This is a genomic window from Asticcacaulis sp. EMRT-3, from assembly GCF_030027245.1.
Lineage (GTDB): Bacteria > Pseudomonadota > Alphaproteobacteria > Caulobacterales > Caulobacteraceae > Asticcacaulis.
On record NZ_JASERT010000001.1, the window covers coordinates 1,629,219 to 1,655,676 of the forward strand.

Consider the following 26,458-nt stretch of genomic DNA (forward strand, 5'->3'; position numbering starts at 1 on the left):
GAAGACGACGGAGGGGTCTTTTTTTCGACGGAAGCACCATGTTTGATCACCCCGAATATCAGTATCTCAACCTCGTCCACGACATCATGGACAATGGCGTGGCGCGTTCGGATCGCACCGGCACCGGTACATTGGGCCTGTTCGGACGTCAGATCAGGTTTGACCTGTCGCAGGGCTTTCCGCTGCTGACCACCAAGAAGGTGCATTTCAAGTCGATCGCGGTCGAGCTTCTGTGGTTCCTGCGCGGCGACACCAATGTGCAATATCTGCACGATCACGGCGTCACCATCTGGGATGAATGGGCGGATGAAAACGGCGATTTAGGGCCGGTTTACGGCAAACAGTGGCGTTCCTGGGAAGCCCCCGATGGCCGGGTGATCGACCAGATGAAAAACCTGATCGACAATCTGAAAACCAATCCCTATTCGCGCCGCCACGTCATCTCGGCGTGGAACCCGGCTGAGGTGGATGAGATGGCCTTGCCGCCCTGCCACTGCCTGTTTCAGTTTTTTGTGGCCGATGGAAAATTGTCCTGCCAGCTTTATCAGCGCTCGGCTGACATCTTTCTGGGCGTGCCGTTCAACATCGCCTCCTATGCCCTGCTGACCCATATGGTGGCGCAGGCCGTCGGGCTGGAGGCCGGGGATTTCGTGCATAGTTTCGGCGATGTTCACCTCTATACCAACCATATCGAGCAGGCGAAAATCCAGCTTGAGCGCACGCCCTTTGCCTTCCCGAAACTGGTCTTGGCCCCCAAGACCGACCTGTTCGGCTTCGACTATGCCGACATCGCTATTGAAGATTACCAGTCGCACGGCGCGCTGAAAGCCAAGGTGGCCGTATGACGTATAATTAGTAAAATAATTTAACCAAAATTTACAAAAAAAAGATCATTCCCCCACAGAATCGCAGCAAGCAATTTGTTAACGCGCTGTTAATTGGAACTACTATGCGTTAATATATGATTCATAGATTGAAGGAATGAATGATTATGTCGCTAATTAGCGTCATCGCAGCGATGTCGGAAGACCGAGTTATCGGGAAAGACAATCGGCTGCCTTGGAACATAAAAAGCGACCTTGCCAATTTTAAAAAAATTACACTGGGCAAGCCTGTTATCATGGGGCGAAAAACCTTTGAGTCCCTTCGCGCGCCCTTACCAGGGCGTGAAAATATTATCATTACTCGGGATCCGTTTTTTACTGCGGAAGGCATTAAAGTCTTTCGGTCCATTGAAGACGGTTTAAATTTTGCCCGTGACATTCCTGCTGATGAAATTATGGTAATTGGCGGTGAACAAATTTTCGAAGCCACTTTAGATACGGCAAATAGGATGTATCTAACTGTCATTCGTCAAATTGTTGTCAACGGCGATGCGTTCTTCCCTGAATATGACACGGCTCAATGGCAACAAATTGAGACAAAAGATTTAGAAGAGAACGTAACATTTACAGTTTATGACAAGATTAAAGCCGCCTAAACTATCAATTTTTGGCTTTGATCATTCGCTACTGAACGTAGCGAATGATTTATCGCGTATAATACACTCGCTATGTCCTATTATCACTGATGATGACACCTGGGATTCGCTGCCGAAAAAGCCGCTGCCGGGGCGGCTTAATCTTGTCCTGTCGCGCGATCTGAAATTCGAGGCCGAGGGCGGCATTATCTGCTCCACCCTGCTGGAGGCCATCGACATCGCCCGCGAACAGGCGGCTGATGACGGCGTCGATGAGATCTGCGTCATCGGCGGGGCTAATATCTATGGACAGACCCTGCCGCGCGCCGACCGGCTCTATGTTACCCATGTCCATGCCGATGTGGAGGGCGACACGCATTTTCCCGCCATTGATCCAAAGGTCTGGAAGGTGGTGCGCGAAGATGCCCACGCAGCCGGTGAAGGCGACGACTACGCCTTCACCGCCACGGTTTATGAGCGGGTTTAAACCAGGGTCGCCAGCAGCTTGCGGTCAAAGCCGTGGGTGTCGCTGAGGCGGCCTTCACGCGCCTTGGTCACCCATTCGGGATCGGCCAGCAAGGCGCGCCCAACGGCGACCAGATCGAATTCACCGCCATCGAGGCGCTTCAGCAGAGCATTGATGTCGGTCGGGCTGGAGACTTCGCCGCCAAAACCGGCAATGAAATCACCCGACAGGCCAACGCTGCCGACCGTGATGGTGGGCGCACCGGTAATCTTCTTAGCCCAACCGGCGAAATTCAGCTCGGAACCCTCGAATTCCGGCTCCCAGAAGCGGCGTTGCGAACAATGCAGAATATCGACACCCGCATCGATCAGCGGGGTCAGCCATTGTTCCATCTCTTCGGGCGTTTTGGCGACCTTCGCATCATAGGCGGGCGATTTGAACTGCGACAGGCGCATAATGATCGGGAAGTCCGGCCCAACCGCCGCCCGCGCCGCCTTGGCGACCTCGACACCGAAGCGCGTGCGTTCGCCCACCGTGGCGCCGCCCCATTGATCGCTGCGTTTATTGGTGCCGTCCCAGAAAAATTCGTCGATCAGATAGCCGTGCGCACCATGCAGTTCGATGGCGTCAAAACCGATGCGTTTGGCATCACCCGCCGCGCGGCCAAAGGCGGCGATGGTGTCGGCAATGTCAGTCTCGCTCATCGGTTCGGCGATCTTTTCACCTGCAATGCTCAGGCCGGACGGTGAATCCATCGGCGTCGGGCGGTAGTCGGGATTCTGGCCATAGACAATGCCGGTATGCCAGATTTGCGGGGCGATCTTGCCGCCCCTGGCGTGCACCGCCTCGACCACCTTTGCCCAGCCGTTCAGGCCCTCGCCGTAAAAATTGGGGATATTGGCTTCGTTTTTTGAGGCCGGACGCTCAATCACCGTGCCTTCGGTCAGGATCAGGCCGACGCCGTTTTCGGCGCGGCGCTCATAATAGGCCGCGACATGCTCATCCGGCACGCCACCGGGCGACATGTTGCGGGTCATCGGGGCCATGACCACGCGGTTGGGCAGGGTCAGATTTTTCAGCGAAAACGGCGAAAACAGGGTGTTGGATGACATGTGGGCTCCATAACAGAAAACGTATCTGTTGCTGATATGGTTTCGCCAGCGCCAACTGCAAGGCAATACTCCCGCATTGCAGCAAATAAACCGCTTACGCGCCGAGTGCCGCCATCACGGCCTCGGCGATCTTACGGAACCGGCCCGCCATCTCGCCTTCGGGTTCCAGCGCCGTCAGCGGGCGGCCCGCATCGCAGCCCTTGCGCAGGGCCGGATCGAGCGGCACTTCGCCGAGAAACGCCACGTCCAGCGCACCCGCCATCGCCTTCGCGCCACCGCGCCCGAAGACCTCGATCTCGCTGCCATCGGGGCCCGTCAGATACGCCATATTCTCGATCACGCCCAGCACCTTCACCCCCGTCTTGCCGAACAGGGTGACGGCCCGCCTGGCATCGGCCAGCGCCATTTCCTGCGGCGTGGACACCACCACCGCCCCGTCGATCAGGGTCTTTTGGGTGAGCGTAAGCTGCACATCGCCCGTGCCCGGCGGCAGATCGATCACCAGCACGTCGAGCGGCTCCTCCGCCGTGCCCCAGCGCGTCTGGGTCAGCAATTGCGTCAGGGCCTGCGAGGCCATCGGGCCGCGCCAGATCATGGCCTGATCGGGATCGACGAGAAAACCGACCGAATTGACCTTCAGCCCAAAAGCTTCAGGCGGCACCATCAGCTTGTCAGCGCCAAATTCCGGCGGCTTGGACAGGCCCAGCATGACGGGTGCGGACGGGCCGTAAATATCGGCATCGAGCAGGCCGATTTTCAGGCCCAGTTGCGACAAGCCGATGGCCAGCCCCAGCGACAGGCTCGACTTGCCGACCCCGCCCTTGCCGGAACCGACAACGATGACATGCTTCACATGGTTGGGGCGGCTTGAGGCCACCGGCGCTTTCGGGCGGCTGTCCTCGACCGCGCGTTCGGACAGCTTGGCCGAGGGGGCCTTGCCCGCCTGCGGGGCCGCCGCCATTTCCGCCGTCAGCACCACCTGTACCTTGCCGACACCGGGCAGGGTCTTTAAAAGCTTTTCCGCCGCCAGCCGCACCGGCCCATATTCGGTGACGCGCGCTTCGGGCACTTCCAGCATGAAGCCCGTGCGTTCGGGCAGCACGATCAGGGCGCGCACCATGCCGGCCTCGGCAAGACCCTTGCCGCTCATCGGATCGGTAATGGTGTTGAGCGCGGAAAGCACCTGATCGCGGTCAAGAGGGGGCATGGACGAACCTTCGGGGACTGTCTAAAACGGGCATTCCTTAGGCCCATTGCGGGTCGGTTAAAAGACCTAAAGCTGCGATGAGCGCATTTGACGCCCCCCTTTATCTGCTGGCCGGCCCGACGGCTTCGGGCAAGTCGGCCAAAGCCCTGGCCTGGGCGCAAAGTACGGGCGGCACCATCCTCAATGCCGATTCGATGCAGCTTTACGCCGACCTGCCGATCCTGACGGCGCGGCCTTCGGCGGAAGATGAGGCGATGGCCCCGCATGTGCTGTATGGCGAGATCGGGCCGCAAACCCTGTGGTCGGCGGGCGAATGGCTTCGGGCGGCCAGACCCTATATCGACGCTGCGCTGAACGGCGGGCCGAAGCTATGTATCACCGGCGGCACCGGCCTCTATTTCAACAGCCTCATTCATGGTCTGGCCGAGATTCCTGAGATCGGCGACGAGGCCCGCCAGCAGGCGCGCCGCGCTTATGAAACCCTCGGCGAGGCGGCTTTCCGCGAAACCCTGCGCCAGCACGATCCGGCGGCGGCCACGCGCATCATGGCCCATGACCGCCAGCGCCTGACGCGGGCTTATGAGGTTTTCCTGCAAACCGGCGTGGCCTTGAGCGACTGGCAGGCGCGCACCCGGCCCGAACTGCCCGACGGTTCCTACCATCTCGAAATCCTCGATCCGCCGCGCGATCAGCTCTATGCGCGCTGCGATGCGCGTTTGCAGATCATGCTCGATCAGGGCGCGCTCGATGAGGTGCGCGATCTGGTGCAGAGCGGCCTTGCACCAGACTGGCCGATCATGCGCGTGCTGGGCCTTAATGAGCTTTCCGCCCATCTGCGCGGTGAGATGACACGGGAAGACGCCCTGAAACTGGCCCGTCAAAAGACGCGCAACTATGCCAAGCGGCAGATGACCTGGTTCCGCAATCAGTTCGGCTAAACCTCCGCGTCCCCCCCTTGCCGAAACAGACGCATGCGGCTAGATTTTGCGCATCAGGGGGGACTTCATCATGACATCGACAACCGACCGCCGTGCGTTTTTGACTGCCAGCAGCGCCATTGCCACCTTCAGCGCCCTGCCCGGTCTGAGCCTGCCGCGCCGCGCCCGCGCCGACACAACCAAACCCGCAGGGCCGCCCGATGTGGCCGTCTATGCCGGTTCGCCGCTCGTTGATCAGATCGCCCTGTCGCCGGATGGTCAGCGCATCGCCATCGTCTCGCAAAAGGGCGATAACAAAATACTGATGCATTTCGACATCAATAATCCGCAACCCAAAAGCCTGAGCCTCGGTCAGAGCAAGGTGCGCGGCCTCTTCTGGGGCGATAATGCCCATGTCGTTCTGATCGATTCCCAGACCACAGCCCTGACGGGCTTCGCAGGCTATCGCCATGAATTCAGTCTGGCACACAGCATCAATATCGATACCGGTGAAGTGGCAGGCCTCTATGATAATATGGGCGGTTTCTACAATGTCGTCCTGGGCAATCTACAGCGCATCAAGACCCCGGATGGCTATCGCGTCACGGCCTCAAATTACCGTCTCCATACCGATGACGGAACAACCTCGGTCTATGATGGCAAGCTGTACCTGTACAGTTTCAGCCTGGACAAGGCACCGGCGCACAGGATTTGCGACGCCTCTCAGGAAGCGACGGGCTTCGTCGTCGGGCCGGACGGAACCCCCATCGCCTATGACGAGCATATCGATCTCCATAATGAATGGAATCTCTATATCAACGGCACACCGGACAACAGATCGCCCGCCTTCCGGCTGGCCTACAGCATGAAGGATCCGGTTGACCTGCCCAGCGCCGAGGGCATTGGCCGCGACGGTCAGTCGGTCGTCGTCTTCTTCAACAAGGGCGATTACGAAGGGCAGTTCCGCGAAATCTCGGTGGACGGAAAGGTCAGCGAGCCGCTCGACCCGCAGGCGACGCTGGACCGCGATGCCCTGTTCCATCCAGTAACGCGCCGTCTGGCTGGATTTCGATATTACGACGACTGGCAGCGTGACGACTATTTCGAACCCTTGCTGAAAAAGCTGGCTGAGGCCCTGCCGCAGGTCGTCGATCCCGGCGACCGCGTCAGGATTGTCGATTTCGCCGAAGACCCGCGCAAGATGCTCATCTATAGCGAAAGCCCGCATAATGCCGGAACCTATGCCTTCATCGATTTCAGCACCGGTGCGGGTTCGCCGATTGCCACCAATTATGGCGACCTGCCCACAGAATGGATCACGCAAAAGCAGCCGATCGACTACAAGGCCGCTGACGGGCTGGACATCCATGCCTATCTGACCGTACCGCCCGATGTCGTGATGAAGGGTCGCCCCCTGAAAAACCTGCCGCTGATCGTTTTGCCGCATGGCGGGCCGTGGGCGCGTGACTATGTTGACTTCGACTGGCAGGCGCAGGTGCTGGCCTCACGCGGCTATGTGGTGCTGCAACCCAATTATCGCGGCTCCAGCGGCAATGGCCGCGCCTTCATGGATGCAGGCAATGGCGAATTCGGCCGCAAGATGCAGACCGATCTCTCGGATGGGGTGCGCCATCTGGTCGTGCAGGGGCTGGTCGATCCGAAGCGCGTCGCCATCCTCGGCGCGTCCTACGGCGGCTATGCGGCGCTGGCGGGGGCCACGATGGATACGGGCGTCTATAATTGCGCCGTCTCGGTGGCCGGGCTGTCCGATGTGGGGGCCTTCGTCAGCTATCTGCTGGAATCGACCAATAATATCGACACGCCTGCCATTGTGGCGTGGCGGCAGGTGCTGGGCGACAAGTCGGGCTGGGACGACATTTCACCCGTACATCAGGCCGCCAGGGCTTCCTGCCCCATTCTGCTCCTGCACGGCACTGACGACACCGTGGTGCCGATCAACCAGAGCCAGCGCATGGAAAGCGCGCTGAAGGCCGCGGGCAAGACCGTCACCTTCATCACCTATCAGGGTCAGGACCATTGGGAAACCATTGGCTCGACGCGCATAGAGATGATGAAGGCGGCGCTCGACTTTCTGGAAAAGTACAATCCGGCTTAGGGCGAAAGCTTAGAGCATTGTCACCATAGCCGCGTCGTCGTCCTGCGTGACCACCTGCAAGGGGTTGCGCAGGCCATAGACAAAAGGATCGGCGGTGATTTCGAACACATCGCCGTCCTGGGTACGGACGCCATCGGCAAACGACGCCGTCGAGGTGCCGAAGCAATGGACATGGACATCACCCGGCTGGCGGAACAGGCCGTATTTGAAATGATGATGTTCGAGATTGGCCAGGCTGTGCGACATATTGTCTTCGCCGGTGGCGAACGGCTTTTCCCACACCAGCTCATTGCCGCGCCAGATGCGCGCCATGCCCTGCACATTGTCGGGCAGTTCGCCGGTCAGCAGTTCCACGCCGATCGAGGCCGGACGCAGCTTGGAATGGGCCAGCCACAGATAATTGTGCTTTTCGGTGACGTGATCGGAAAACTCATTGGCGATGCAAAAGCCGAGGCGGTAGGGCTTGCCATCATCGCCGATGATGTAGATACCGGCCATTTCCGGTTCTTCGCCGGCGTCTTCGGCAAAAACGGGCGAAACGAGCGCCGCATTGGGCCCGGCCAGCGTATAGCCATTGCCCTTATAAAACCATTCCGGCTGCACGCCGGTCTGGCCCTCGGCGGGCTTGCCGTCCTTCAGCCCCATCAGGAACATGCGCATCGTGTCGGTCAGGTTTTCCTCACCCGACGCCGCCGCCTCATGCATCCGGTGGCGGCTTTCGGCCGATCCGAGGTGGGTCAGGCCCGTGCCGGTGACGTGCAGATGCGCCGGATCGGGATGATCGACCGGGGCCAGCACACGACCTTCGGCCAGGGCCAGGGCCACGTCTTCCGTCTCGCCCAGACCCTGTTCGGCGACCTGTGCGGCCAGACCGCGCCCGGCGGCGATAGCCTTGCGCGCCAGGTCGTAGGTGGTGGCGACGCCCTCAATGATGCGCGCCGAACCATCGGTCTCGGCGGCCAGAAGACGGCGTTCGCCGGAAGGGGTGACAATCTGGATCAGACGAAGGGACATGAGACTTTCCTGTGTGGCGTGTGGCTACTTAACTCAGACAAAATATGGGCGACCTGCATGGCTTTGTAAATTGACTTTGTCAAACAGGCAATTCAGTGGCATGACTGCGACATGAGAAAAGCCGAAACTTTCACCGCCGATGTGACCCAGCCCATGTATCAGGGCCGCCTGCATGGCGCACTGGCCTATAAGCTCGGTGTCGATATTCTGCGTGGCGTCCATAAATCGGGCGACATCCTGCCCAATGAAATCGATTCGAGCGCCAATCTCAACATCTCGCGTTCGGCCTACCGCGAAGCCATCCGCATCCTGGCCGCCAAGGGCATGGTGGAAAGCCGCCCGAAAACCGGCACGCGCGTCACCGAACGCACGCGCTGGAACCTGCTTGATCCCGAAGTGCTGGGCTGGATGTTCGCCACTGAACCCGATCCGAACTTCATCCGCGCCCTGTTCGAGTTGCGCCTGATCACTGAACCGGCCGCCGCCGAACTGGCCGCCGCACGCCGCAGCGAAGAACAGGTGGCGCGCATGGGGGCGGCGCTGAAAATCATGGAACGCGACACGCTGCAAACCGAAACGGGACGGCGCGCCGACCTCGATTTCCACCACACCCTGATCGAGGCCACCGGCAATGAGGCCCTGGCCTCGCTGACCAGTTCGATCGGTGCCGCTGTGAGCTGGACGACGCGCTACAAGGCGCGCCAGAACGCCCTGACGCGCGACCCCGTGCCTGATCATGTGCTTGTTTATGAGGCCATTGTCAAAAAAGATACCGGCGCGGCGCGCTGGTGCATGGAATCGCTGATCCGCATGGCGCATCAGGATACCGTGCGCGCGCTGGGCTGACACAGGCGATGCAAGACTTAAGGGCAGACATGATAAAAATCTATTGTCTGACTAATTTCACGGGTCTATGAGTGGTCGCATTCCGCGCCATTTCAAAAAAGCTGGCCCATAAAAAACCCAGGGAGGGATAATCACATGATGAAACGCCTGATGACGGCTGCCGCCTCTATCGCCCTAAGCGCCATGATGGCCCACACGGCGGGCGCGGCCACGGCCACCAAATCCGTGTTCGGCACGCTTGCCGACGGCACGCCCATCGAAGGCGTGACGCTGAAGAACAGCCACGGCCTGTCGGCCCACCTGATCACCTATGGCGCCATGTGGCAGGCCATGCACGTGCCCGACCGCAACGGCAAGATGGCCGATATTATCCTGGGCTATGACACCATCGGCGAATATGTGGCGCGCAACCAGTATTCCGGCATGATCGTCGGCCGTTACGCCAACCGCATCGCCAAGGGCCAGTTCACGCTCGACGGTAAATCCTATCAACTGGCGATCAACAATCCGCCCAATGCCCTGCACGGCGGCCCCACCGGCTTTGAAGTGCGCGTCTGGAAGATCACCCATATCGATGCCGGCGGCGCGGGTAAGCCCGCCAGCGTGACGATGGAATATGTGTCGAAGGACGGCGAAGAAGGCTATCCCGGCACGATGACGGTCGATGTCACCTATACCCTGACCGACTCCAATGATCTGAGCATCGGCTACAAGGCCACCACCGATGCGCCGACCATCATCAACCTGACCAACCACGCCCTGTTCAATCTCGAAGGCGTCACATCGGGCCACAGCGCGCTCAACGCCACGGCGCAGGTCGAGGCCGACACCTATCTGCCGACCGACAAGACGGCGATCCCCACGGGCGATTGTGTGCCGGTCAAGGGCACGGCCTTTGATTTCACCAAACCCGCCGACATCAATGCGCGCGCCCATGACGGCAAGGATCCGCAGATCCTGATCGGCACCGGCATCGACCACAATTTCTGCCTGCGCGGCGGCGTGACCAAAACGCCGAAGCTGGCCGTCACCATGATTGATCATGTTTCGGGCCGCGGCATGAAGATCTTCACCACCGAGCCCGGCATCCAGTTCTATACCGGCAATTTCCTCGACGGCATCACGCCGGGCAAGGGCGGCGTCACCACCCGTCAGGGTGATGGTGTGGCCTATGAGGCGCAGCACTATCCCGACAGCCCCAACCACCCCGATTATCCGTCCACCCGCCTCGATCCGGGCCAGACCTATACCCAGACCACCTCCTATCACTTTTACACAGTCAAGTAGCATAAATGACCGACAAGCCTGCCTCCAAGCCCGGCCTGCGCTCGCGCGCCTGGTTCGATAATCCCGCCAATGCCGATATGACGGCGCTCTATCTGGAGCGTTACATGAATTTCGGCCTGTCGCTGGAGGAGCTTCAGTCTGGCAAGCCGATCATCGGCATTGCCCAGACCGGCTCGGACTTAAGCCCCTGTAACCGCCATCACCTCGTGCTGGCCGAGCGTATCCGCGCCGGTATCATCGAAGCGGGCGGCATACCGCTGGAATTTCCTGTCCATCCGATTCAGGAAACCGGCAAGCGGCCTACGGCGGGGCTTGACCGCAACCTGGCCTATATCGGTCTGGTCGAGGTGCTGTACGGCTATCCGCTCGACGGGGTGGTGCTGACCATCGGCTGCGACAAGACCACGCCTGCCTGTCTGATGGCGGCGGCCACGGTCAATATTCCGGCCATTGCCCTCAGCGTCGGGCCGATGAACAATGGCTGGTACAAGGGCGAACGCACCGGTTCGGGCACGATTGTCTGGAAGGCGCGCGAACTGCTGGCGGCGGGCGAGATCGACTATAAGGGCTTTATCAAGCTGGTCGCCTCGTCCGCACCCTCCACCGGCTATTGCAACACGATGGGCACGGCCACCACGCTCAACTCGCTGGCTGAAGTGCTGGGGATGCAACTGCCCTATTCGGCGGCCATTCCGGCTCCGCACCGCGACCGTCAGGAAATGGCCTGGCGTACCGGCAAGCGCATTGTCGATATGGTTCACGAAGACCTGAAGCCTTCGGACATACTGACCAAAAACGCCTTCATCAACGCCATCCGCGTCAATTCAGCCATTGGCGGTTCCACCAATGCGCCGATCCATCTCAATGCGCTGGCGCGTCATATCGGCGTCGAACTGAAGGTGGAGGAGTGGCAGACCTATGGCGAAGACCTGCCGCTGCTCGTCAATCTGATGCCCGCCGGTGAATATCTGGGCGAGGATTACCACCATGCCGGCGGCGTGCCCGCCGTGGTGCGCCAGCTTCTCGATCAGGGCCTGATCGAGGACGCCCTCACCTGCACCGGCGCATCGCTGGCCGAAAACTGCAAGGACGCCGAAATCGAGGACGAAAAGGTTATCCGTCCGTATGGCCGGCCGCTGAAAGAACGTGCCGGTTATCGCGTGCTGTCGGGCAATCTGTTCACCTCGGCCATCATGAAGACCAGCGTAATTTCCGAACAGTTCCGTCATCGCTATCTCGATAATCCGGCCGATCCGATGGCCTTCGAGGGCCGCGCCATCGTCTTCGACGGGCCGGAGGATTACCACCACCGCATCGATGATCCGGCGCTGGCCATCGACGAGCACTGCATCCTGTTCATGCGCGGCGCAGGGCCCATCGGCTATCCCGGTGCCGCCGAGGTGGTCAATATGCGCTGCCCCGACTATCTGATCAAGAAAGGCGTCACCTCGCTGGCCTGCATCGGCGATGGCCGCCAGTCGGGCACGTCGGGCTCGCCGTCGATCCTCAACGCTTCGCCCGAAGCGGCGGCGGGCGGCAATCTGGCCATTCTGAAAACCGGCGACCGGGTGCGCGTCGATCTCAATAAGGGCACAGTCAATGCGCTGATCTCGGATGAGGACATCGCACAGCGCCGCGCCGAACTGGAGGCGGCGGGCGGCTTCCAGTATCCGGCCAGCCAGACGCCGTGGCAGGCCATGCAGCGCCGCACGGTGGGCCAGATGGATACCGGCGCGTGTCTCGAAGACGCCGTGCCCTTCCAGCGTATTGCCCAAACCATGGGCTTGCCCAGAGACAATCACTAGAATGTCGATGGGCTTGCCCAGAGACAATCACTAGAACCATAAAAGCCGCGCAAGTCTGACTTGCGCGGCGGTTTAGTTTTGATCTCGCCAAAGTGCGAATATTCCTCGTTTGATCGCAAGACCCGGATGCGCGACAAGAGGGCATGAGCACACTGACCGACACTCTTCTTCTGGCCCTGGCGGGTGGCGCGCTGATCGGCGCAGCGGCGGGCGGACTGTATCTGACCACAGGCCGCATCGCGGGCATCAGCGGTATCTTTGGCAATGCCGTATTGCACAAACCACAAGCCTGGCGCTGGCTGTTCGTTGGCGGCCTCATTGTGGCCGGACTGATGGCGCGTCTGTTCGGCATAGCGCCGCACACACTGGGCTCAGGCCCCTTCATTCTGGCCGTTTCAGGCCTGCTGGTGGGCTTCGGCACGCGCCTTGGCAATGGCTGCACCAGTGGTCATGGTGTCTGTGGCCTTGCCCGTCTCTCCCCGCGCTCACTGGTGGCCGTGATAGTCTTCATCGCCACGGCGGCGGCCACCGTCTTCATCGCGCGCCATATCGGAGGTTTGTCATGAAGCTTTCGTCTAACCTCTGGGCTCTGGTCTTTGGCCTGCTGCTGGGCGGCGGCCTGATCGTGTCGGGCATGACCGATACGGCCAATGTCAAAGGCTTTCTCGATTTCGCCGGACACTGGCGTCCGGCTCTGGCACTCGTCATGGGCGGGGCTGTGCTGGTGGCCCTGCCTTTGTTCCGCCTCGCCGCCGTGCGTGGCCGAACCATGATGGGTGCAACGCCGCCGCAACGTATCGACGCACGCCTGCTGATAGGGGCGGGCATCTTCGGTATCGGTTGGGGCCTGAGCGGCATCTGCCCTGGCCCTGGTCTGGTCTGGCTTGGCATCGACCCGCTTCAGGCCGCGCCCTTCATCATCGCCGTGCTCGTTGGAGCTGGTCTGGCTGACCTGCTCGATGCACGCCGCGCCCTTGTGTCCGATACCGCGCCTGCGCCCAAGACCCATTGATCCCAAGACCCAGTGAAGATGGGCTTGTCAGGGATGACAGGCCCATTTTCGCGTCAGGCGCGCCGAACCAGCCGCAGGATAAGGATCAGCACAGCCGCGCCAACCGTAGCGGTAAGGATGGTGGCCAAAATCCCCGTGCCTATATGGATATGCAGGACTCCGGCCAGCCAGCCGCCGATAAAGGCCCCCAGTATCCCGACGATGATGTCGCCGATCAGGCCGAAGCCGCCGCCCTTGATCAGGGTGCCTGCCAGCCAGCCGGCCACGGCGCCGACCACGATCCAGATAATAAGGCTATGCGTATCAAGGGATAAATTAAGGTGATGCGCGTCCATGACGGTCTTTCCGATAATGAAAGGGGCCGCATGTGCGACGCCATTATTAAGGATAACCTGAAAGCAGCATGTTACCAAAGATCGTTTCTTTATTTATCGATGACCGCGACCGTCTTTGATCTTGCGCGCACCGGTAACACCGCCTAGCTTCGCGGCATGATCGACAGACTAACCCGCCTTCCCCACACCCTTGCGCGGCGGCTGAACCTGCCGCAAACCGCCACAGCCCCCTTCTGCCCCAGCGAAGTGCAGGGTGTGATCGCCGTCCCCGACGGACTGAGCCGCCTGAAGCGACTGATGCTCTATGCCGGGCCGGGGCTTCTGGTGGCAGTCGGCTATATGGATCCCGGCAACTGGGCCACCGACATCGCCGCTGGCGCGCGCTTCGGCTATGATCTGCTGTTCGTGATTTTGCTGTCCGGTCTGGCCGGGATTCTGTTGCAGATGCTGGCGGCGCGTCTCGGCATCGTGGCCGGACGCGATCTGGCGCAGGCGTGTAGCGCCCATTATCCGCGCCCCGTGGCGCTGGGCCTGTGGCTGATGGCCGAACTGGCGATCATCGCCACCGATGTGGCCGAGGTGCTGGGCGCGGCTCTGGCCATCAAGCTTCTGTTCGGCCTGTCGTTGTGGCTCGGCATCCTTTTGACCGGCCTGGACCTGGTGATCGTGCTGGGGCTGAAGGGCAAGGGTTTCCGCCAGGTCGAGGCCATCATTCTGGCGCTCGTCTCCACCATCGGCCTGTGCTTCGTCATCGAACTGTTTCTGGCCCACCCGGACGGCACCGCCATCATGGCGGGTCTGGTGCCCGATCTTGGCCGCCTGCGTGATCCCGACGCCCTCTATCTGGCCATCGGCATTATCGGGGCCACGGTCATGCCGCATAATCTCTATCTGCATTCCTCGATCGTCCAGACGCGCCAGGTGGCGCCGGGTGAGGACGGGGTGCGGCGCGCCCTGCGCATGGCGTCGCTCGACACGGTGGTGTCGCTGGCCATCGCCATCTTCATCAATGCCGCCATTCTGATTCTGGCGGCGGCCACCTTTCACCTGCATGGCCGCAACGACATCGCCGACATCGCCGACGCCAAGGCCCTGCTCGCCCCCCTGACCGGCGCGGCGGCAGCGGGCCTGATCTTCGCCATCGCGCTTTTCGCTTCGGGCCAGAGCTCCACTTTTACCGGCACCATTACCGGTCAGGTGATACTGGAAGGTTTTCTCGACCTGAAAATCCCCTGCTGGCAGCGGCGCGCCATCACCCGCATACTGGCGCTGATCCCGGCCCTGGGCGGAGTTTTGTGGCTGGGCGATGGCGGCATTGGTCGCCTGCTGGTGCTGACCCAGGTGGTTTTGTCGCTGCAACTGCCCTTCGCCATCTGGCCGCTGATCCGCCTGACGCGCAATCGCGGCCTGATGAAGACGCATCGTGCGCCGCTGTGGATGGCGCTGGCCGCCTGGGGCATTTTCGCCGCCGTCGTCGGGGCCAATCTGTGGCTGATCCTGCACATGATGGAGGGCTAGGCACGCCTCCAGCTTTTTAGGTGTATTTATTAAGAATTGCGGGTACAGTTTAATGCGATAATGGCGACGTCAAAGGGGATATTTCATGTCGATCCGCGCACGCATTATGGCTTTGATGGCGTGTTTTGCCCTGATGGCCCTGGCGGTCACCGCGCTGGGTCTGGCCACGATTTCCGATTACAACCGCATGATGAAGACCTATGGCCACGCCTACGAAAATGCCTGGCGCGGCGAAAGACTGAACCATCTCGTCTCCAATGTCGTCATGGATTCACGCGGCATCTATCTTGCGCGCAATGCCGAGGAAAGAGACAGTTTCGCCACCAATCTGCGCAATAATCTCGATGAGGTCGAGCGTCTGCTGGCACAGTGGCGGGCCGACGCCACGCCGCAGGAATTGCAAAAAATGCAACCGATCCTGAATCAGGCGCAGGCGTTTATCGTGGTGCGCCGCGATGTGATCCAACTGGCCTTTTCCGGCCAGCAAAGCGCCGCTGAAAAGCGCGGCGTTGATAGCCGTAACGACCGCATCGCCTTCCAGAACAATGTCGAAACCCTGGTCAATGTGATGCGCGACGACCTCAAGGTAACGCAGGCGCAGGTGGACCGTTACAGCCATCGCCGCGCCGGGGAGTTTCTAATCGCCGCGCTTGTCGGCATTTTCGTCATGATGGGCCTGTCCTTGTGGATCGTGGCGCACTTTATCACCCGACCGCTCCAGGATGTGGCTTCGGCCATCATCAAGACATCGAAGGGTGATTATGAGGTCGCGCTCAATGAGCATCAGGGGCAGGATGAGGTGTCGAGCGTCTGGCAGGCTCTGGCCGTGCTGAAGGCGCGCGCCATCGAAGCCGAGCGTCTGGCGGCGGCCCAGCGCGAGGCCGAGCATCAGGAAGAAATGAAATTGCGCGAAATTTTGCTCGATTAGCGCTTGCCCCTTCCCCACCGGGCCGGATGCGCCTATATTGGTAATGTCCGGGCAACCGGACTATGGGGATAAACGCCCACGTAATAAGCGAACTGGACCCGGGTGCGATTCCCGGCGGCTCCACCATCTTCTTTTCCGCCATAGCTGTGGTGGAAATTCATGGGGCCGATCAGCATCGACAGGCGTGTAAAGGTGAAGCTTTCCCCCGGCATGGGCTCCCGCGATCGGCCCATTTTTTAACTGCGAACGATAACTTCGCTCCGGAATATGCTCTTGCTGCGTAATGCAGCGGAGTCATCCGAACCAAACTCCTGACGATTAGCCTCGTCAGGCGGGGCCCGCTGGACGCCTGGCAACAGAAGTCCAGCACTTTTCCAGACAGTTTACAGGCGTCCCAACACCCGACCAGGTGTCGGCGGTTTTCCGCCGCCCGCGCGGAGGCTTTGTGCGAAGCGCAAACGCCGTGAGCGGCAACATGTCGCCTGGCAAGAGAAACCTGTCACCTTTCCCTTTATCAGCCGTGCGCCTGTAACGCCCGACCGGGCGGCGTTCAGGTGCATCACGCTTAAAAGACAGGATTTAACCACGGAAAACACAGAAAACACGGACATCTGGATAGGGCGACATCTATGACATCGGTATCCGGGATCGCAACGCGCAGCCCTTTTCTCGATAGGATGCGCCAGGGGCGAGACGATAGATTTCCGTGTTTTCTGTGTTTTCCGTGGTTGAATAATGGGCAACCGCGCTTTTCACCCGATCTTAAAAGCGGGGCTCTATGCTGTCGGCATGAAGCCCAATGCCTCACCTGACAGCCCGCTCAATACCCTGAACGCCGCCGCCCCGGCTGTGCTGGCTCTGGCAGTCTTTGCGCTGGTCATGTGGCTGCCGCCGCTGCTCAATGACGGCGATACCTGGTGGCACCTGGCCGCCGGTGACTGGATGCGCGCCCACCACGCCATTCCGCGCAGCGATCCCTTTTCGTGGAGCTTTGCCGGTCGCCCGTGGCAGGCGCATGAATGGCTGAGCGAACTGATCCTGTCGGCGGCTTTTTCTCTGGCCGGATGGCAGGGCGTCATGCTGCTCACCGCCGCCGCCTTTGCGCTGGCCGCCGGGCTGTTGATGCGCGCCGCCGCCCGACATCTGCGTGGCTTACCGCTGTGGCTAACCGTGGGCGCGGGCCTGAGCCTGTGCGGGCCGCACCTGCTGGCGCGACCGCATATTCTGGTGCTGCCGCTGATGGTCTTGTGGATCGATGGTCTGGTGCGCGCCCGCGAAAAAGGCCGTGCGCCATCTTTCTGGCTGTTGCCGCTGATGATCGTGTGGGCCAATATGCACGGCGGCTTTCTGGTCGGTCTGGTGCTGATCGCGCCCTTCGCCGCCGAGGCCTGGTTAGAGCGCCGCACTCTGCGTATGGCACTGGGCTGGGGCGGGTTCGGGCTGGCGGCGCTGGCCTGCGCCCTGGTCACGCCGTTTGGCGTGCAGGGGCTGATCTTTCCGATCCGGCTGATGACCATGAGCCAGGTGGACGGCATCGGCGAGTGGGGGCCGATCCTGCTGCATCCGCTACCGCCGATCCTGATCGTGGCGCTTGGCTTCATCATTGTCTGGTGGCGGCAAAAGCCCAAGATCGGTTACATCCGCGCCCTGCTGCTGACCGGGCTTTTATATGTCAGCCTGCGCCATCAGCGCCATGAGGTGATTTTAAGTGTGGTCGGCATCCTGCTGCTGGCCGAACCCTTGGGGCGCAGCTTTCTGACCTCGCCCGCCACGCGCCGACGCACACCGCCCTTCATCCATGCCAGCCTGATCGCACTGGCCGTCGCCGCAACGGTCATCCGCCTTGCCGTGGCCACGCCCGAACCGGTCAACCGCGCTGAACCGTCCGCCGCCATCGCCGCCATCCCGCGCGATCTGGTGCAAAAGCGTGTGTTCAACGCCTATACCTTAGGCGGTTACCTGATCCGCGCCGGTATCCATCCCTATATCGACAGCCGCGCCGACATGTATGGCCCGGCCTTTCTGGCCGCCTATGGTCAGCTCATGGACGATCCGGCACCTCTGGCGGGTTTTCTCGACCGCGAGCATATCGGCTGGACGATTCTCATCCCCGGCACGCCCGCCGCCGAAGCCATGCGCCATATGCCCGGCTGGAAGCGGCTTTATGCCGACCCGCAGGCGGTTATTGATGTGCGCGGTTAGAGCGTTTCCCCAAAAAGTGGATCCACTTTTTGGATAAGGAAGAGCGATAAAACAAAAACTTAGAGCGTCGATCTGAGTCTATCAGATCGAAAAGCGCTCAAAATCCCAACGGCTTTTTTACGGACAGGGCCATTTTTCGGTTTTGTTTCCACCTGACCATGTTAAGTCTTGAAGCGCATATCTCTCGCCCCAAGCCTCTGTGAGTACCGTCCAAGCCTATGTCTGAAGAACCGATGATCATCGATCAGATGGATTATGCCGGAATGACCCAAAACGCCCTGCGCGGCGTGATCCGGCAGGCGCTGCAACGCGCCGACGACCCGGAGGGCCTGCCCGGCGAGCATCATTTCTACATCACCTTCTTAACCCGCGCGCCGGGGGTTTCGATCCCGCCCGACCTGCTGGCGCGGTATCCGTTCGACATCACCATCGTTTTGCAGCACCAGTACCGCGACCTGCGCGTGGCCGATGATTTCTTCCGCGTCACCCTGGCCTTTGGCGGCGCGCCGAAAATCCTGACCGTGCCCTATGCGGCGATCAGCCGTTTCCATGACCCCTATGCCCAGTTCATGCTCGAATTCGAGGTCGATGATCCGGCCTCGCTGACCCAGGACATTGAGGATCCCGAACGCAGCGACGACACGCCCGAAGCCCCGGCAACGGCCAGGGCCGACAATGCGGCCTCGCCCGATGACGATGGAACGCCCAAGATCATTTCGCTCGACCAGTTTCGCAAAAAATAGTTCGGTTTTCGCCAAAAAAGCGCGACGCTGTGCGGCAGAATCGCCTAGATTCATGCTGATGCGAAACCCTCCATTATGGACGGCCAACAGGGGCGAGGGCGAATCATGGTCTGGCGTTTGAAGAAATGGCCCGGATATGCGGCAGCCGGTGTCCTGCTGACCGCCAGCCTGATCCTGGGCGCCGGCCCGGCTATTCCCCAGACCAGCTCGCAGACCAGCTCTCGGGCCACTTCACCGGTCAGTTCGGGCGCCAGCCTGCCCCCAGAGGCCGAACTGCATCCGTTTATCCCGCCTAAGGCCGCCGAACCGGTGACCAGCCGCGCCGCCGCACCCTCGCATATCGCCAGACCACCTGCGCCAAAACCTGCTGCGCCAAAACCCACGGGGCCAAAGCCTGAGCCACGGCCCGCCGCCCCAGCCACCGCCGCGCCGCCTGCGCATCCCGTGCCCTATCTGGCCACCACCACGCCTGCCTCGCAAGCTGCCCCGCGGCCCGCCGCGCCCCATGCGCCCGCCCCCGCCAAAGCGGCGGCAAACCCTGCGTCCACCAGCCCGGCTGCCACTCCGATCAGCGCCGACGACATCGAAACCTTCACCGATTCCGTGGTGCGCACCCTGATGCAGCGCGATCATGTGCTGGGGGCCGAGGTGGCCGTGGTGCAGGGCAATACGCCCCTGCTGATCAAGGGCTATGGCTATGACCGGCTCAATCCCGCCCGCCGCGTCGATCCCGATTCCAGCCTGTTTCGCCTCGGCTCGATCAGCAAGGTCTTCACCTGGGTGGTGGCGCGCCAGGAAATCGAAGCCGGACGCATCAACCCCAATGCCTCGATCGGCGATTACCTGCCGGACGATCTCTATAATGAGGATCGCCGCTACAAACCGATCACCCTCAATAATCTGATGGATCACACGCCGGGCTTTGAAGATACCAGCCTTGGCCATCTGTTCACGCTCGATCCCGCCCGGCTTGAGGGGGTGGACAGTTATTTCCGCATCCATCGTCCGCGCCGCGTGCGTCAGCCGGGACAGTTTTCGTCCTATTCCAATTACGGCACGGCGCTGGCGGCGCGCGCCCTCGTCCAGACCGCCCACGCCAAAGACGTGCCGACCCTGATGGAGGCGCGCGTCTTCGCGCCGCTCGGCATGGACCACACCACCCTGCGCGAGCCCTATCCCGCCGACGGCCTCGATGCCGACGATTTACCGGCCCCGCTGTCGCCCGCTCTGACGCAGGCGCTTTCAGACGGCTTTATCTGGGACGGGGCCAGCTACGCGCCCCAGCCCTTCGATCACGCCATTGCCCTGTCAGGCGCGCTCGGCGCGTCTTCCACCGCGCAGGACATGGCCAAATTCATGAGCCTGATGCTGGATGGCGGCCAGACGGGCAACGGGCCGGACGGCATCCAGCTCTACAATGCCGCATCCGCCAAAGCCTTCCGCACGCCGATGCTCAACATGCCCGAAGGCTATAATGGCTGGGCGTCGGGCCTGATGATCCGCCAGTCACCTTCGGGCTTCACCACCTATGGTCACGGCGGCGCTACCTTGTGGTTCAACGCCAATATGATTCTGGTGCCGCAACTGAACCTTGGTATCTTCATCGCCACCAATACCCAGACCGGCGGAGCCCTGACCGCCAGCTTCCCCAACCTGCTGCTCGATCACCTCAATGGCGATATTGTCAAGCCGCCGCTCATGCCCGCGCCCGATATGGCCTATGCCAATCACCGCGACTATGACCGCGCCATTACCGGCCAGTATGTGTCGAGCCGCCGCGCCTATGGCGGGCTTGAGGGGGCGGTGACGCGGCTGATCAATACGGTGGCTGTCAGCATCGACCGCGACGGGCGGCTGGTTTTGAGCACGCCCAATGGCCAGTCGGCCTTCGTGCCGGCCAGCGCGCCCGGCTTCTATGTGCAGCAGGACGCCGAGGATCCCGGCCCGGCGTCGGATACCGGCGGCCTCCACTTCCTTTTCAACGCCGCGGGCACCCACGTCACCGCCTTTGAGACGGCCAGCAATCTGGCCCGTTATGAGCGCGTCGGCTGGGTGCACAGCCCGCAGGTGCTCGGCTGGCTGACCATCGTGATGGTGATGTCGTGCGTGGTGACGCTTCTGTCGCTGGCGCGCACGCCGGCGCGGCATGAACATCCGACGGCGGCGCAAAACCGCGCCACCTTCCTGTCGGTCGGACTGGCCATCATCTGGCTGGTGGCCTTGTTCATCTTCCATAGCTGGCGCGCCGGACTGACCGATGATCCGGGCTCGCTATTTACCCGCTGGCCCAGCGGGTCGGTGCGGCTGGCCTCGGCGCTCGCCTTCTTCGCCGCGCTGGCCACACTGTATCAGGCGGCCACCTTCTATTTCGTGGTGTCGGAAAATGGTCGTCACGGCGATGGCTGGCCGGTGTGGCAAAAAATCGCCCACGGCCTGCTGGTCGGCTGGTGGCTGTTTTACAGCGTGGTGCTGATGCTGTGGGGCGCCCTGGAGCCGTGGAGCTGGTAGCCCGGCGGCGGGGCCTTTCGGCGTCAGCGCCTGAGCGGATAAACGCGGATATTGATCTGTTCGCGGTCGCCCGGAAAGCGTTCGACCAGCAGGCGCGCCACCTGCGAATCGTCATGAAACACAAAGCCCTTGATGGCGTCGAGCAGGGCCTTGGCGAGATTATCGAGATCCATCATCGGCGGATCGCCGATATGCTCCATGCGAATATCGACGCCGTAATCGCCCCAGGCCGGGCGGTTACCGCGCCATTCCTTGCGGAAAAACTCATAGACCAGCGGCTTGTAATAACGGCCCTGCGTCGAGAGGCCGTCAATGACGATTTCCAGCCCCTCCGGGGTTTCGCGCGCCTTCACCTTGCCCGCCGTGATCCAGTCGCTCACAATCTGGCGCTCACAATCTGGCGCTCATGGCATCACGTCAAGCCGCGCCAGACCGCGCACGCCCGGCACGGCGCGCCAGTCCGCCGGGCCGTTTTCGCGCAGGCGCAGATGCGGGAAGCGCGCCAGCAGGCGGCCAATCGCCAACTGCCCTTCGATACGCGCCAGCGGTGCGCCGATGCAGATATGGGCACCGGCGCCGAAAGCCAGGTGCGGATTGGGCTTGCGGCTGATGTCAAAGCTATGCGGTTCAGCAAAGCGCGCCGGATCGTGATTGGCCGCCAGCAGGCTGACCACGAGGGCGTCGCCGCCATGATAGGGACAGCCCTTGATCTCGCCCTCATGCTTGGTGAAGCGCGCCGTATAGGAGATCGGCGGTTCGAAACGCAGGATTTCCTCGACCGCGCCATTGATCAGGGCCGGATTTTCGGCGATGGCGGCGCGCGCCTCAGAATGGGTCAGCAAAAGCCATATGCCATTGCCGATCAGATCGGCGGTGGTCAGGTGACCAGCCACCAGAAGCGCAAACAGATTGTGCAGGATTTCATTGTCGCTGATGTCCGCGCCCGCGCTTTGCGCCGCCAGCAGGTCGCTGACCAGATCGTCGCGCGGCTCGATACGGCGGGCCGCCATCAGGTCGCGGTAATGGCCGAGAATGCCGCGACGGCCTTCGAGGGCCAGCTTTTCCTGATCGGCGGATTTGGTGGGGTCGAAGGCCAGTTGCCCGCCTTCCGTCCAGCGCTTCAGGTCGTCGAAGCTCTCTTCGGGTGAGCCAAGGATACCGCCCAGCACACGGATCGGAATCTGGGTGGCATAGTCGTTGACCGCATCGAAACCATCACGGCCCTGCAACGTATCGAGGCGCTCATCGATAATGTCCGCCACACGCTTTTGCGCCTTGGCGGCCCGCTTCAGGAAAGCTTCGGCGACAATGCCGCGCACCCGGCTGTGATCGTCGCCGTCGAGGGTGAGCATGGTGTCGTGACGACCATATTCGGCCTCGACGGCGGCATCGAGTTTGCGCACATTGGCGATGACCGGATTATCGGGGGCGGCATCATTGAAATTGCGTGAAAACTGCGGGTCGCGCAGCGTATCGCGGCCATGACGGTGCGCCGTGATCAGCATGGCCGGGATCATGCCATCGTGCTCGACCGGGCGCTCGGCGCGCTGCGGATCGAACAGGGCATGCGGATCGGCGCGCATGGCGGGGTTCAGTTCGGAATATTCAAACAGAAGCAGACGCGGCATGGAAAAGGCCGGTTTCGGCTCGTTCGGCATATTATGTAGTCTCCTTAGGCCTTCGCCTCTGCACAATCTAGGCCCGCTCCACAAAGCTGTCGATGACCTTTTTGTCACCACTCGTCTCAAAATGGACAACAAGCTTGTTGCCATCCTGTTCGGTGATGTGGCCATAGCCGAACTTCATATGGAAAACGCGCTCGCCGAGCTGGAAATTCTTGGCAGACGGCTTGGGCGCAGGCGTGGGACGGTGCGGCGTCGATTTGGGTGTCAGCCGCGACATATCCACGCCGGACACATGACCGCCGAATTCGTCCGAATTGGGGCGGCGGGCATGGTTGGGCTGATGACCCGCCGCATAATTTTCACGCGACCAGCGATCCTGTCCGCCCGCACCGCTGGATTGCCAGCCCGATGACTGATAACCGGTCTGCGACACGGCCTCGACATTCTCAATCGGCAGCTCATCGACGAAGCGTGACGGCAACTGGTTGGTCCAGCGGCCATAGACCTGGCGATTGGAGACAAAGCTGATGCGCGCCTGCTCACGGGCGCGGGTAATACCGACATAGGCCAGACGGCGCTCTTCTTCGAGGGCGCGCAGGCCATTTTCGTCCATCGAGCGCTGCGAAGGAAAGACGCCCTCCTCCCAGCCCGGCAGATAGACGACCGGAAATTCCAGCCCCTTGGCGGCGTGCAGCGTCATCAGACGCACCGAAGACGCGCCATTGTCGCGTTCCAGATCCATGACCAGAGAGACGTGTTCAAGAAAGGCGGCCAGATCATCGAAGGCCTGCATCGAATCGCCGAGTTCCTTCAGGTTGTCGAGCCGCGTCTGGCCCGAAACCTTATCGGCGCGCTGCATGTCCTTGTAGCCGGTATCGGTCAGGATCATGTCGAGCAACACATCGGCGGCCATATCGGCGGCGCGCTCACGCCAGCGGTCATAGTCGCGTAAAAATCCGGTCAGAGGCGTTTTGGCGCGCGACGGCAGTTCGTCGGTTTCGATCAGATCGCGCAGGCCCGCCATCACCGAAACCCCGGCCAGACGCGCCTGTTGCAGCAGCTTTTGCACCGTGGCGTCGCCAATGCCGCGCTTGGGCACATTGATGATGCGCTCAAAGGCCAGGTCATCGTCGGGCGACTGGATCAGGCGCAGATAGGCCAGGGCATCGCGGATTTCGGCGCGTTCGAAAAAGCGCGGCCCGCCCACCACCGTATAGGGGATTTGCAGCATGACGAAGCGCTCTTCGAAGGCGCGCATCTGAAACGAGGCGCGCACCAGAATGGCCATGTCGGCATAGGCGCGACCCGCTTTTTTCTGGCGCTCGATGTCTTCGGCGACGAATTGCGCTTCCGCCGCGCCGTCCCACAGCCCCTGCACCTGCACCTTGTCACCGCCTTTAAGATCGGTGAACAGGGTCTTGCCGAGGCGGGCGGAATTGGCCTTGATCAGGCCCGAAGCAGCGGCCAATATATGCTGGGTGGAACGATAGTTGCGCTCCAGCCGCACAATCTTCGCGCCGGGATAATCGCGTTCGAACTTGAGGATATTATCGACCTCGGCGCCGCGCCAGCCATAGATGGACTGGTCGTCATCACCGACGCAGCACAGGTTTCGGGAGGCCGAGGTCAGCAAACGCAGCCACAGATACTGGGCGACATTGGTATCCTGATATTCATCGACCAGAATATATTTGAATCTACGGTGATAGGTTTCGAGAATATCGGGGTTTTTGGTCAGCAGTTCGAGATTGTGCAGCAGAAGATCGCCGAAATCGCAGGCATTGAGGATGCGCAGGCGATCCTGATACATCCGGTAAAGCTTAACACCGCGCCCGCCGGCGAATTCTGTTCCCTCATCTGATTTGACCTTGTCGGGCGTCAGGCCCTTATTCTTCCACTGGTCGATATGCCAGGCGAACAGCTTGGGTGGAAAGCGTTTCTGGTCGATGCCCTCCTGCTCGAACAGGCCTTTCAGCAGGCGCACCTGATCGTCATCGTCGAGGATGGTGAAGCTCGATTTCAGCCCCACCAGCTCGGCATGGCGGCGCAGGATCTGTGCGGCGATGGAATGGAAGGTGCCAAGGCTCGACAGCCCTTCCGCCGATGCGCCCACCAGAGCCAGGGTGCGTTCGCGCATTTCGCGCGCCGCCTTGTTGGTGAAGGTGACGCACAGGATTTCCCACGGTCGCGCCAGACCCAGAGCCAGAATGTGGGCGATGCGGGTGGTCAGCACGCGCGTCTTGCCGGTGCCAGCGCCTGCCAGCACCAGAACGGGGCCTGACACGGCGCGCACAGCGGCTTCCTGTTCGGCATTGAGGCCTGCAAAAAAATCGGGCCGCGCCGTGGCCAGCTCGCTGAGCTTGGGGCCGTTCGGAACTGTAGGCGGAGAGGTTTCCATCCGCCTCAGTTAATCCTTGTCGCCGCCCACGCCAAGGGACAAACGCAGAACGTCAACAAAAATCGACACACCGAAGCGAGGCATGTGGCCACAGGACGGAGTCTTTTCGCGTAACACTGTTACTTAAAGTGCGCGAACCGGCATCCTCCGAGCCTCGATCAGACCTTTTTGCGGCGTAGGGCAGCCCCCTTCTGGCACCAGGCCAGGGCTGATAACCGGCAAAAAGACGCGAGCAGACTTTCGCCGCGCCGCGAATCGAGTTCGGCGATCAGGGCAGCGAGGCTGAGCTTACGTTCTTTCGCCATCATTTCGAGCACGGCCCAGAATTCAGGCTCCAGCGCCACGGACGTAGCGTGGCCAGCGAGGTTGACGGATCGTTTTTTTAGACCTGGCATTGGTTTTCCTCCGGTTTCGGAAAGGCTTGCCCCCTGACTAAATCGTATCAACACCCCCGACGCTATCGGCACTGGTTATATAACCGACTGAATATACGGTATTATAAAACCACATACTCATATTGAACGGTAATCAGAAACCATTTACTGATAAGCGTCAACTGTTTTTGCTGTCATCCGCCCCTGCAATTCTGCCGGCCTCAAAACGCCGCTCTGTGTTTTTCTGATTTTCTCGTGCATCTTTTTTTAGATGCACCGGCATTCCGTACAGAATACGGTTTTCAGCCGCCTTCTCAACACGCCGTTGTTTGTCACGCGCCTTGCGGGCCTTATTGAGATTGATCAGCTCCGCCATCTCCACTCTCATCCTTTGCTCGGAAAGTATAACCATCCGGATAGGGCTTTATACCCACTTGCGCAGCCCAGAATCTATTTGGGTGCAAGTTTGTATAAAGCATTATTTGCAGCTCAAACGCCGCCATTTCTTTTAAGAAGAATGGGCTCCTCGCATAAGCTCGACGGCCAGTCGGCCTTGCCAAGCCGCCATGAGTCAAGGTCATCGCAG

24 protein-coding genes and 1 other RNA gene are annotated in these 26,458 nt (G+C 61.0%); 16 read left to right on the forward strand and 9 right to left on the reverse strand.

Annotated elements, in window-relative coordinates; genetic code table 11:
- The first annotated feature begins 38 nt into the window (after positions 1-38).
- From QB905_RS07850 to QB905_RS07860, 3 genes are all read left to right on the forward strand, one after another.
- Positions 39-845, forward strand: coding sequence for a thymidylate synthase (locus QB905_RS07850; protein WP_282974165.1), 807 nt, complete (start codon positions 39-41; stop codon positions 843-845).
- 140 nt (positions 846-985) lie between these two features.
- Entirely contained in the window at positions 986-1,480 is a 495-nt protein-coding gene (locus tag QB905_RS07855) for a dihydrofolate reductase (protein ID WP_282974167.1), read from the forward strand.
- Entirely contained in the window at positions 1,458-1,946 is a 489-nt protein-coding gene (locus QB905_RS07860; RefSeq protein WP_282974170.1) for a dihydrofolate reductase, read from the forward strand. The genes QB905_RS07855 and QB905_RS07860 overlap by 23 nt, the downstream gene beginning before the upstream one ends.
- Here the strand turns inward: QB905_RS07860 and QB905_RS07865 are convergent.
- Together QB905_RS07865 and QB905_RS07870 are read right to left on the reverse strand one after the other, a co-directional pair.
- Positions 1,943-3,037: an NADH:flavin oxidoreductase gene (locus QB905_RS07865; protein ID WP_282974172.1), complete on the reverse strand. Its 1,095-nt coding sequence runs from the start codon at positions 3,035-3,037 to the stop codon at positions 1,943-1,945. The genes QB905_RS07860 and QB905_RS07865 overlap by 4 nt on opposite strands.
- A 94-nt stretch (positions 3,038-3,131) precedes the next feature.
- Positions 3,132-4,244, reverse strand: a complete 1,113-nt coding sequence (locus tag QB905_RS07870) for an Mrp/NBP35 family ATP-binding protein (protein ID WP_282974173.1) — start codon at positions 4,242-4,244, stop codon at positions 3,132-3,134.
- 77 nt (positions 4,245-4,321) lie between these two features.
- Here QB905_RS07870 and miaA point away from each other — a divergent pair, with 77 nt between their 5' ends.
- Both miaA and QB905_RS07880 read left to right on the forward strand, forming a co-directional pair.
- Positions 4,322-5,182, forward strand: a complete 861-nt coding sequence (gene miaA / locus QB905_RS07875; protein ID WP_282974174.1) for a tRNA (adenosine(37)-N6)-dimethylallyltransferase MiaA — start codon at positions 4,322-4,324, stop codon at positions 5,180-5,182.
- 70 nt (positions 5,183-5,252) lie between these two features.
- Positions 5,253-7,277 (forward strand): alpha/beta hydrolase family protein, encoded by a 2,025-nt coding sequence (locus QB905_RS07880; protein WP_282974176.1) that lies wholly within the window; start codon positions 5,253-5,255, stop codon positions 7,275-7,277.
- 9 nt (positions 7,278-7,286) lie between these two features.
- On the opposite strand, the gene araD1 is transcribed toward QB905_RS07880, so the two are convergent.
- Positions 7,287-8,291, reverse strand: coding sequence for an AraD1 family protein (gene araD1, locus QB905_RS07885; RefSeq protein ID WP_282974178.1), 1,005 nt, complete (start codon positions 8,289-8,291; stop codon positions 7,287-7,289).
- A 111-nt stretch (positions 8,292-8,402) separates the two neighbouring features.
- Between araD1 and QB905_RS07890 the strand changes: the two genes are divergently transcribed.
- From QB905_RS07890 to QB905_RS07910, 5 genes are all read left to right on the forward strand, one after another.
- Positions 8,403-9,137 carry a FadR/GntR family transcriptional regulator gene (locus tag QB905_RS07890; protein WP_282974179.1) on the forward strand — a complete coding sequence of 245 codons (735 nt, stop codon included), beginning with the start codon at positions 8,403-8,405 and terminating at the stop codon, positions 9,135-9,137.
- A 135-nt stretch (positions 9,138-9,272) separates the two neighbouring features.
- Positions 9,273-10,424, forward strand: a complete 1,152-nt coding sequence (locus QB905_RS07895; RefSeq protein WP_282974180.1) for an aldose epimerase family protein — start codon at positions 9,273-9,275, stop codon at positions 10,422-10,424.
- Between the two features lie 5 nt (positions 10,425-10,429).
- On the forward strand, positions 10,430-12,229 hold the full coding sequence (locus tag QB905_RS07900; RefSeq protein WP_282974182.1) for an IlvD/Edd family dehydratase: 1,800 nt from the start codon (positions 10,430-10,432) through the stop codon (positions 12,227-12,229).
- Positions 12,230-12,372: 143 nt separating this feature from the next.
- Entirely contained in the window at positions 12,373-12,795 is a 423-nt protein-coding gene (locus QB905_RS07905; protein WP_282974183.1) for a YeeE/YedE family protein, read from the forward strand.
- The gene (locus QB905_RS07910; protein WP_282974184.1) at positions 12,792-13,241 is read left to right on the forward strand and encodes a DUF6691 family protein; all 450 of its coding nucleotides are present in this window, start codon (positions 12,792-12,794) and stop codon (positions 13,239-13,241) included. Before QB905_RS07905 ends, QB905_RS07910 begins: the two co-directional genes overlap by 4 nt.
- A 53-nt stretch (positions 13,242-13,294) precedes the next feature.
- Here the strand turns inward: QB905_RS07910 and QB905_RS07915 are convergent, their stop codons facing one another.
- On the reverse strand, positions 13,295-13,576 hold the full coding sequence (locus QB905_RS07915; RefSeq protein ID WP_282974185.1) for a GlsB/YeaQ/YmgE family stress response membrane protein: 282 nt from the start codon (positions 13,574-13,576) through the stop codon (positions 13,295-13,297).
- A gap of 156 nt (positions 13,577-13,732) precedes the next feature.
- Between QB905_RS07915 and QB905_RS07920 the strand changes: the two genes are divergently transcribed.
- From QB905_RS07920 to QB905_RS07945, 6 genes are all read left to right on the forward strand, one after another.
- A complete protein-coding gene (locus QB905_RS07920; RefSeq protein ID WP_282974186.1) occupies positions 13,733-15,094 on the forward strand; it encodes an Nramp family divalent metal transporter in 1,362 nt (453 codons plus the stop codon).
- 85 nt (positions 15,095-15,179) lie between these two features.
- On the forward strand, positions 15,180-16,022 hold the full coding sequence (locus QB905_RS07925; protein WP_282974187.1) for a methyl-accepting chemotaxis protein: 843 nt from the start codon (positions 15,180-15,182) through the stop codon (positions 16,020-16,022).
- Positions 16,023-16,028: 6 nt separating this feature from the next.
- Positions 16,029-16,393, forward strand: a transfer-messenger RNA (tmRNA) gene (gene ssrA, locus QB905_RS07930).
- Between the two features lie 364 nt (positions 16,394-16,757).
- Positions 16,758-18,224 carry a hypothetical protein gene (locus tag QB905_RS07935; RefSeq protein WP_282974188.1) on the forward strand — a complete coding sequence of 489 codons (1,467 nt, stop codon included), beginning with the start codon at positions 16,758-16,760 and terminating at the stop codon, positions 18,222-18,224.
- 218 nt (positions 18,225-18,442) lie between these two features.
- Positions 18,443-18,967: an SspB family protein gene (locus QB905_RS07940; protein ID WP_282974190.1), complete on the forward strand. Its 525-nt coding sequence runs from the start codon at positions 18,443-18,445 to the stop codon at positions 18,965-18,967.
- A 105-nt stretch (positions 18,968-19,072) separates the two neighbouring features.
- Positions 19,073-21,475 (forward strand): serine hydrolase domain-containing protein, encoded by a 2,403-nt coding sequence (locus QB905_RS07945; protein ID WP_282974192.1) that lies wholly within the window; start codon positions 19,073-19,075, stop codon positions 21,473-21,475.
- A 23-nt stretch (positions 21,476-21,498) separates the two neighbouring features.
- Here the strand turns inward: QB905_RS07945 and QB905_RS07950 are convergent, their stop codons facing one another.
- The 5 genes from QB905_RS07950 to QB905_RS07970 all read right to left on the reverse strand — a co-directional run bounded on the left by QB905_RS07950 (position 21,499) and on the right by QB905_RS07970 (position 26,248).
- Positions 21,499-21,858 carry a RusA family crossover junction endodeoxyribonuclease gene (locus tag QB905_RS07950; RefSeq protein ID WP_461781797.1) on the reverse strand — a complete coding sequence of 120 codons (360 nt, stop codon included), beginning with the start codon at positions 21,856-21,858 and terminating at the stop codon, positions 21,499-21,501.
- A gap of 21 nt (positions 21,859-21,879) precedes the next feature.
- On the reverse strand, positions 21,880-23,133 hold the full coding sequence (locus QB905_RS07955) for a cytochrome P450 (RefSeq protein WP_282974196.1): 1,254 nt from the start codon (positions 23,131-23,133) through the stop codon (positions 21,880-21,882).
- 37 nt (positions 23,134-23,170) lie between these two features.
- Positions 23,171-25,498 carry an ATP-dependent helicase gene (locus tag QB905_RS07960; RefSeq protein WP_282974197.1) on the reverse strand — a complete coding sequence of 776 codons (2,328 nt, stop codon included), beginning with the start codon at positions 25,496-25,498 and terminating at the stop codon, positions 23,171-23,173.
- Positions 25,499-25,656: 158 nt separating this feature from the next.
- Entirely contained in the window at positions 25,657-25,893 is a 237-nt protein-coding gene (locus QB905_RS07965) for a ribbon-helix-helix domain-containing protein (RefSeq protein WP_282974199.1), read from the reverse strand.
- 157 nt (positions 25,894-26,050) lie between these two features.
- Positions 26,051-26,248, reverse strand: coding sequence for a DUF4169 family protein (locus QB905_RS07970; RefSeq protein WP_282974201.1), 198 nt, complete (start codon positions 26,246-26,248; stop codon positions 26,051-26,053).
- Positions 26,249-26,458: the final 210 nt, after the last annotated feature.

What these genes read in the sequence shown, in the direction of transcription:
- QB905_RS07965 (WP_282974199.1), bottom strand. Translation starts at nt 25,893, where the DNA reads ATGCCAGGTCTAAAAAAACGATCCGTCAACCTCGCTGGCCACGCTACG.
- araD1 (WP_282974178.1), bottom strand. Translation starts at nt 8,291, where the DNA reads ATGTCCCTTCGTCTGATCCAGATTGTCACCCCTTCCGGCGAACGCCGT.
- QB905_RS07895 (WP_282974180.1), top strand. Translation starts at nt 9,273, where the DNA reads ATGATGAAACGCCTGATGACGGCTGCCGCCTCTATCGCCCTAAGCGCC.
- QB905_RS07925 (WP_282974187.1), top strand. Translation starts at nt 15,180, where the DNA reads ATGTCGATCCGCGCACGCATTATGGCTTTGATGGCGTGTTTTGCCCTG.
- QB905_RS07860 (WP_282974170.1), top strand. Translation starts at nt 1,458, where the DNA reads ATGACAAGATTAAAGCCGCCTAAACTATCAATTTTTGGCTTTGATCAT.
- QB905_RS07880 (WP_282974176.1), top strand. Translation starts at nt 5,253, where the DNA reads ATGACATCGACAACCGACCGCCGTGCGTTTTTGACTGCCAGCAGCGCC.
- QB905_RS07865 (WP_282974172.1), bottom strand. Translation starts at nt 3,037, where the DNA reads ATGTCATCCAACACCCTGTTTTCGCCGTTTTCGCTGAAAAATCTGACC.
- QB905_RS07920 (WP_282974186.1), top strand. Translation starts at nt 13,733, where the DNA reads ATGATCGACAGACTAACCCGCCTTCCCCACACCCTTGCGCGGCGGCTG.
- QB905_RS07970 (WP_282974201.1), bottom strand. Translation starts at nt 26,248, where the DNA reads ATGGCGGAGCTGATCAATCTCAATAAGGCCCGCAAGGCGCGTGACAAA.
- QB905_RS07855 (WP_282974167.1), top strand. Translation starts at nt 986, where the DNA reads ATGATTATGTCGCTAATTAGCGTCATCGCAGCGATGTCGGAAGACCGA.
- QB905_RS07955 (WP_282974196.1), bottom strand. Translation starts at nt 23,133, where the DNA reads ATGCCGAACGAGCCGAAACCGGCCTTTTCCATGCCGCGTCTGCTTCTG.
- QB905_RS07905 (WP_282974183.1), top strand. Translation starts at nt 12,373, where the DNA reads ATGAGCACACTGACCGACACTCTTCTTCTGGCCCTGGCGGGTGGCGCG.
- QB905_RS07940 (WP_282974190.1), top strand. Translation starts at nt 18,443, where the DNA reads ATGTCTGAAGAACCGATGATCATCGATCAGATGGATTATGCCGGAATG.
- QB905_RS07910 (WP_282974184.1), top strand. Translation starts at nt 12,792, where the DNA reads ATGAAGCTTTCGTCTAACCTCTGGGCTCTGGTCTTTGGCCTGCTGCTG.
- miaA (WP_282974174.1), top strand. Translation starts at nt 4,322, where the DNA reads ATGAGCGCATTTGACGCCCCCCTTTATCTGCTGGCCGGCCCGACGGCT.
- QB905_RS07870 (WP_282974173.1), bottom strand. Translation starts at nt 4,244, where the DNA reads ATGCCCCCTCTTGACCGCGATCAGGTGCTTTCCGCGCTCAACACCATT.
- QB905_RS07960 (WP_282974197.1), bottom strand. Translation starts at nt 25,498, where the DNA reads ATGGAAACCTCTCCGCCTACAGTTCCGAACGGCCCCAAGCTCAGCGAG.
- QB905_RS07900 (WP_282974182.1), top strand. Translation starts at nt 10,430, where the DNA reads ATGACCGACAAGCCTGCCTCCAAGCCCGGCCTGCGCTCGCGCGCCTGG.
- QB905_RS07945 (WP_282974192.1), top strand. Translation starts at nt 19,073, where the DNA reads ATGGTCTGGCGTTTGAAGAAATGGCCCGGATATGCGGCAGCCGGTGTC.
- QB905_RS07935 (WP_282974188.1), top strand. Translation starts at nt 16,758, where the DNA reads ATGGGCAACCGCGCTTTTCACCCGATCTTAAAAGCGGGGCTCTATGCT.
- QB905_RS07850 (WP_282974165.1), top strand. Translation starts at nt 39, where the DNA reads ATGTTTGATCACCCCGAATATCAGTATCTCAACCTCGTCCACGACATC.
- QB905_RS07890 (WP_282974179.1), top strand. Translation starts at nt 8,403, where the DNA reads ATGAGAAAAGCCGAAACTTTCACCGCCGATGTGACCCAGCCCATGTAT.
- QB905_RS07915 (WP_282974185.1), bottom strand. Translation starts at nt 13,576, where the DNA reads ATGGACGCGCATCACCTTAATTTATCCCTTGATACGCATAGCCTTATT.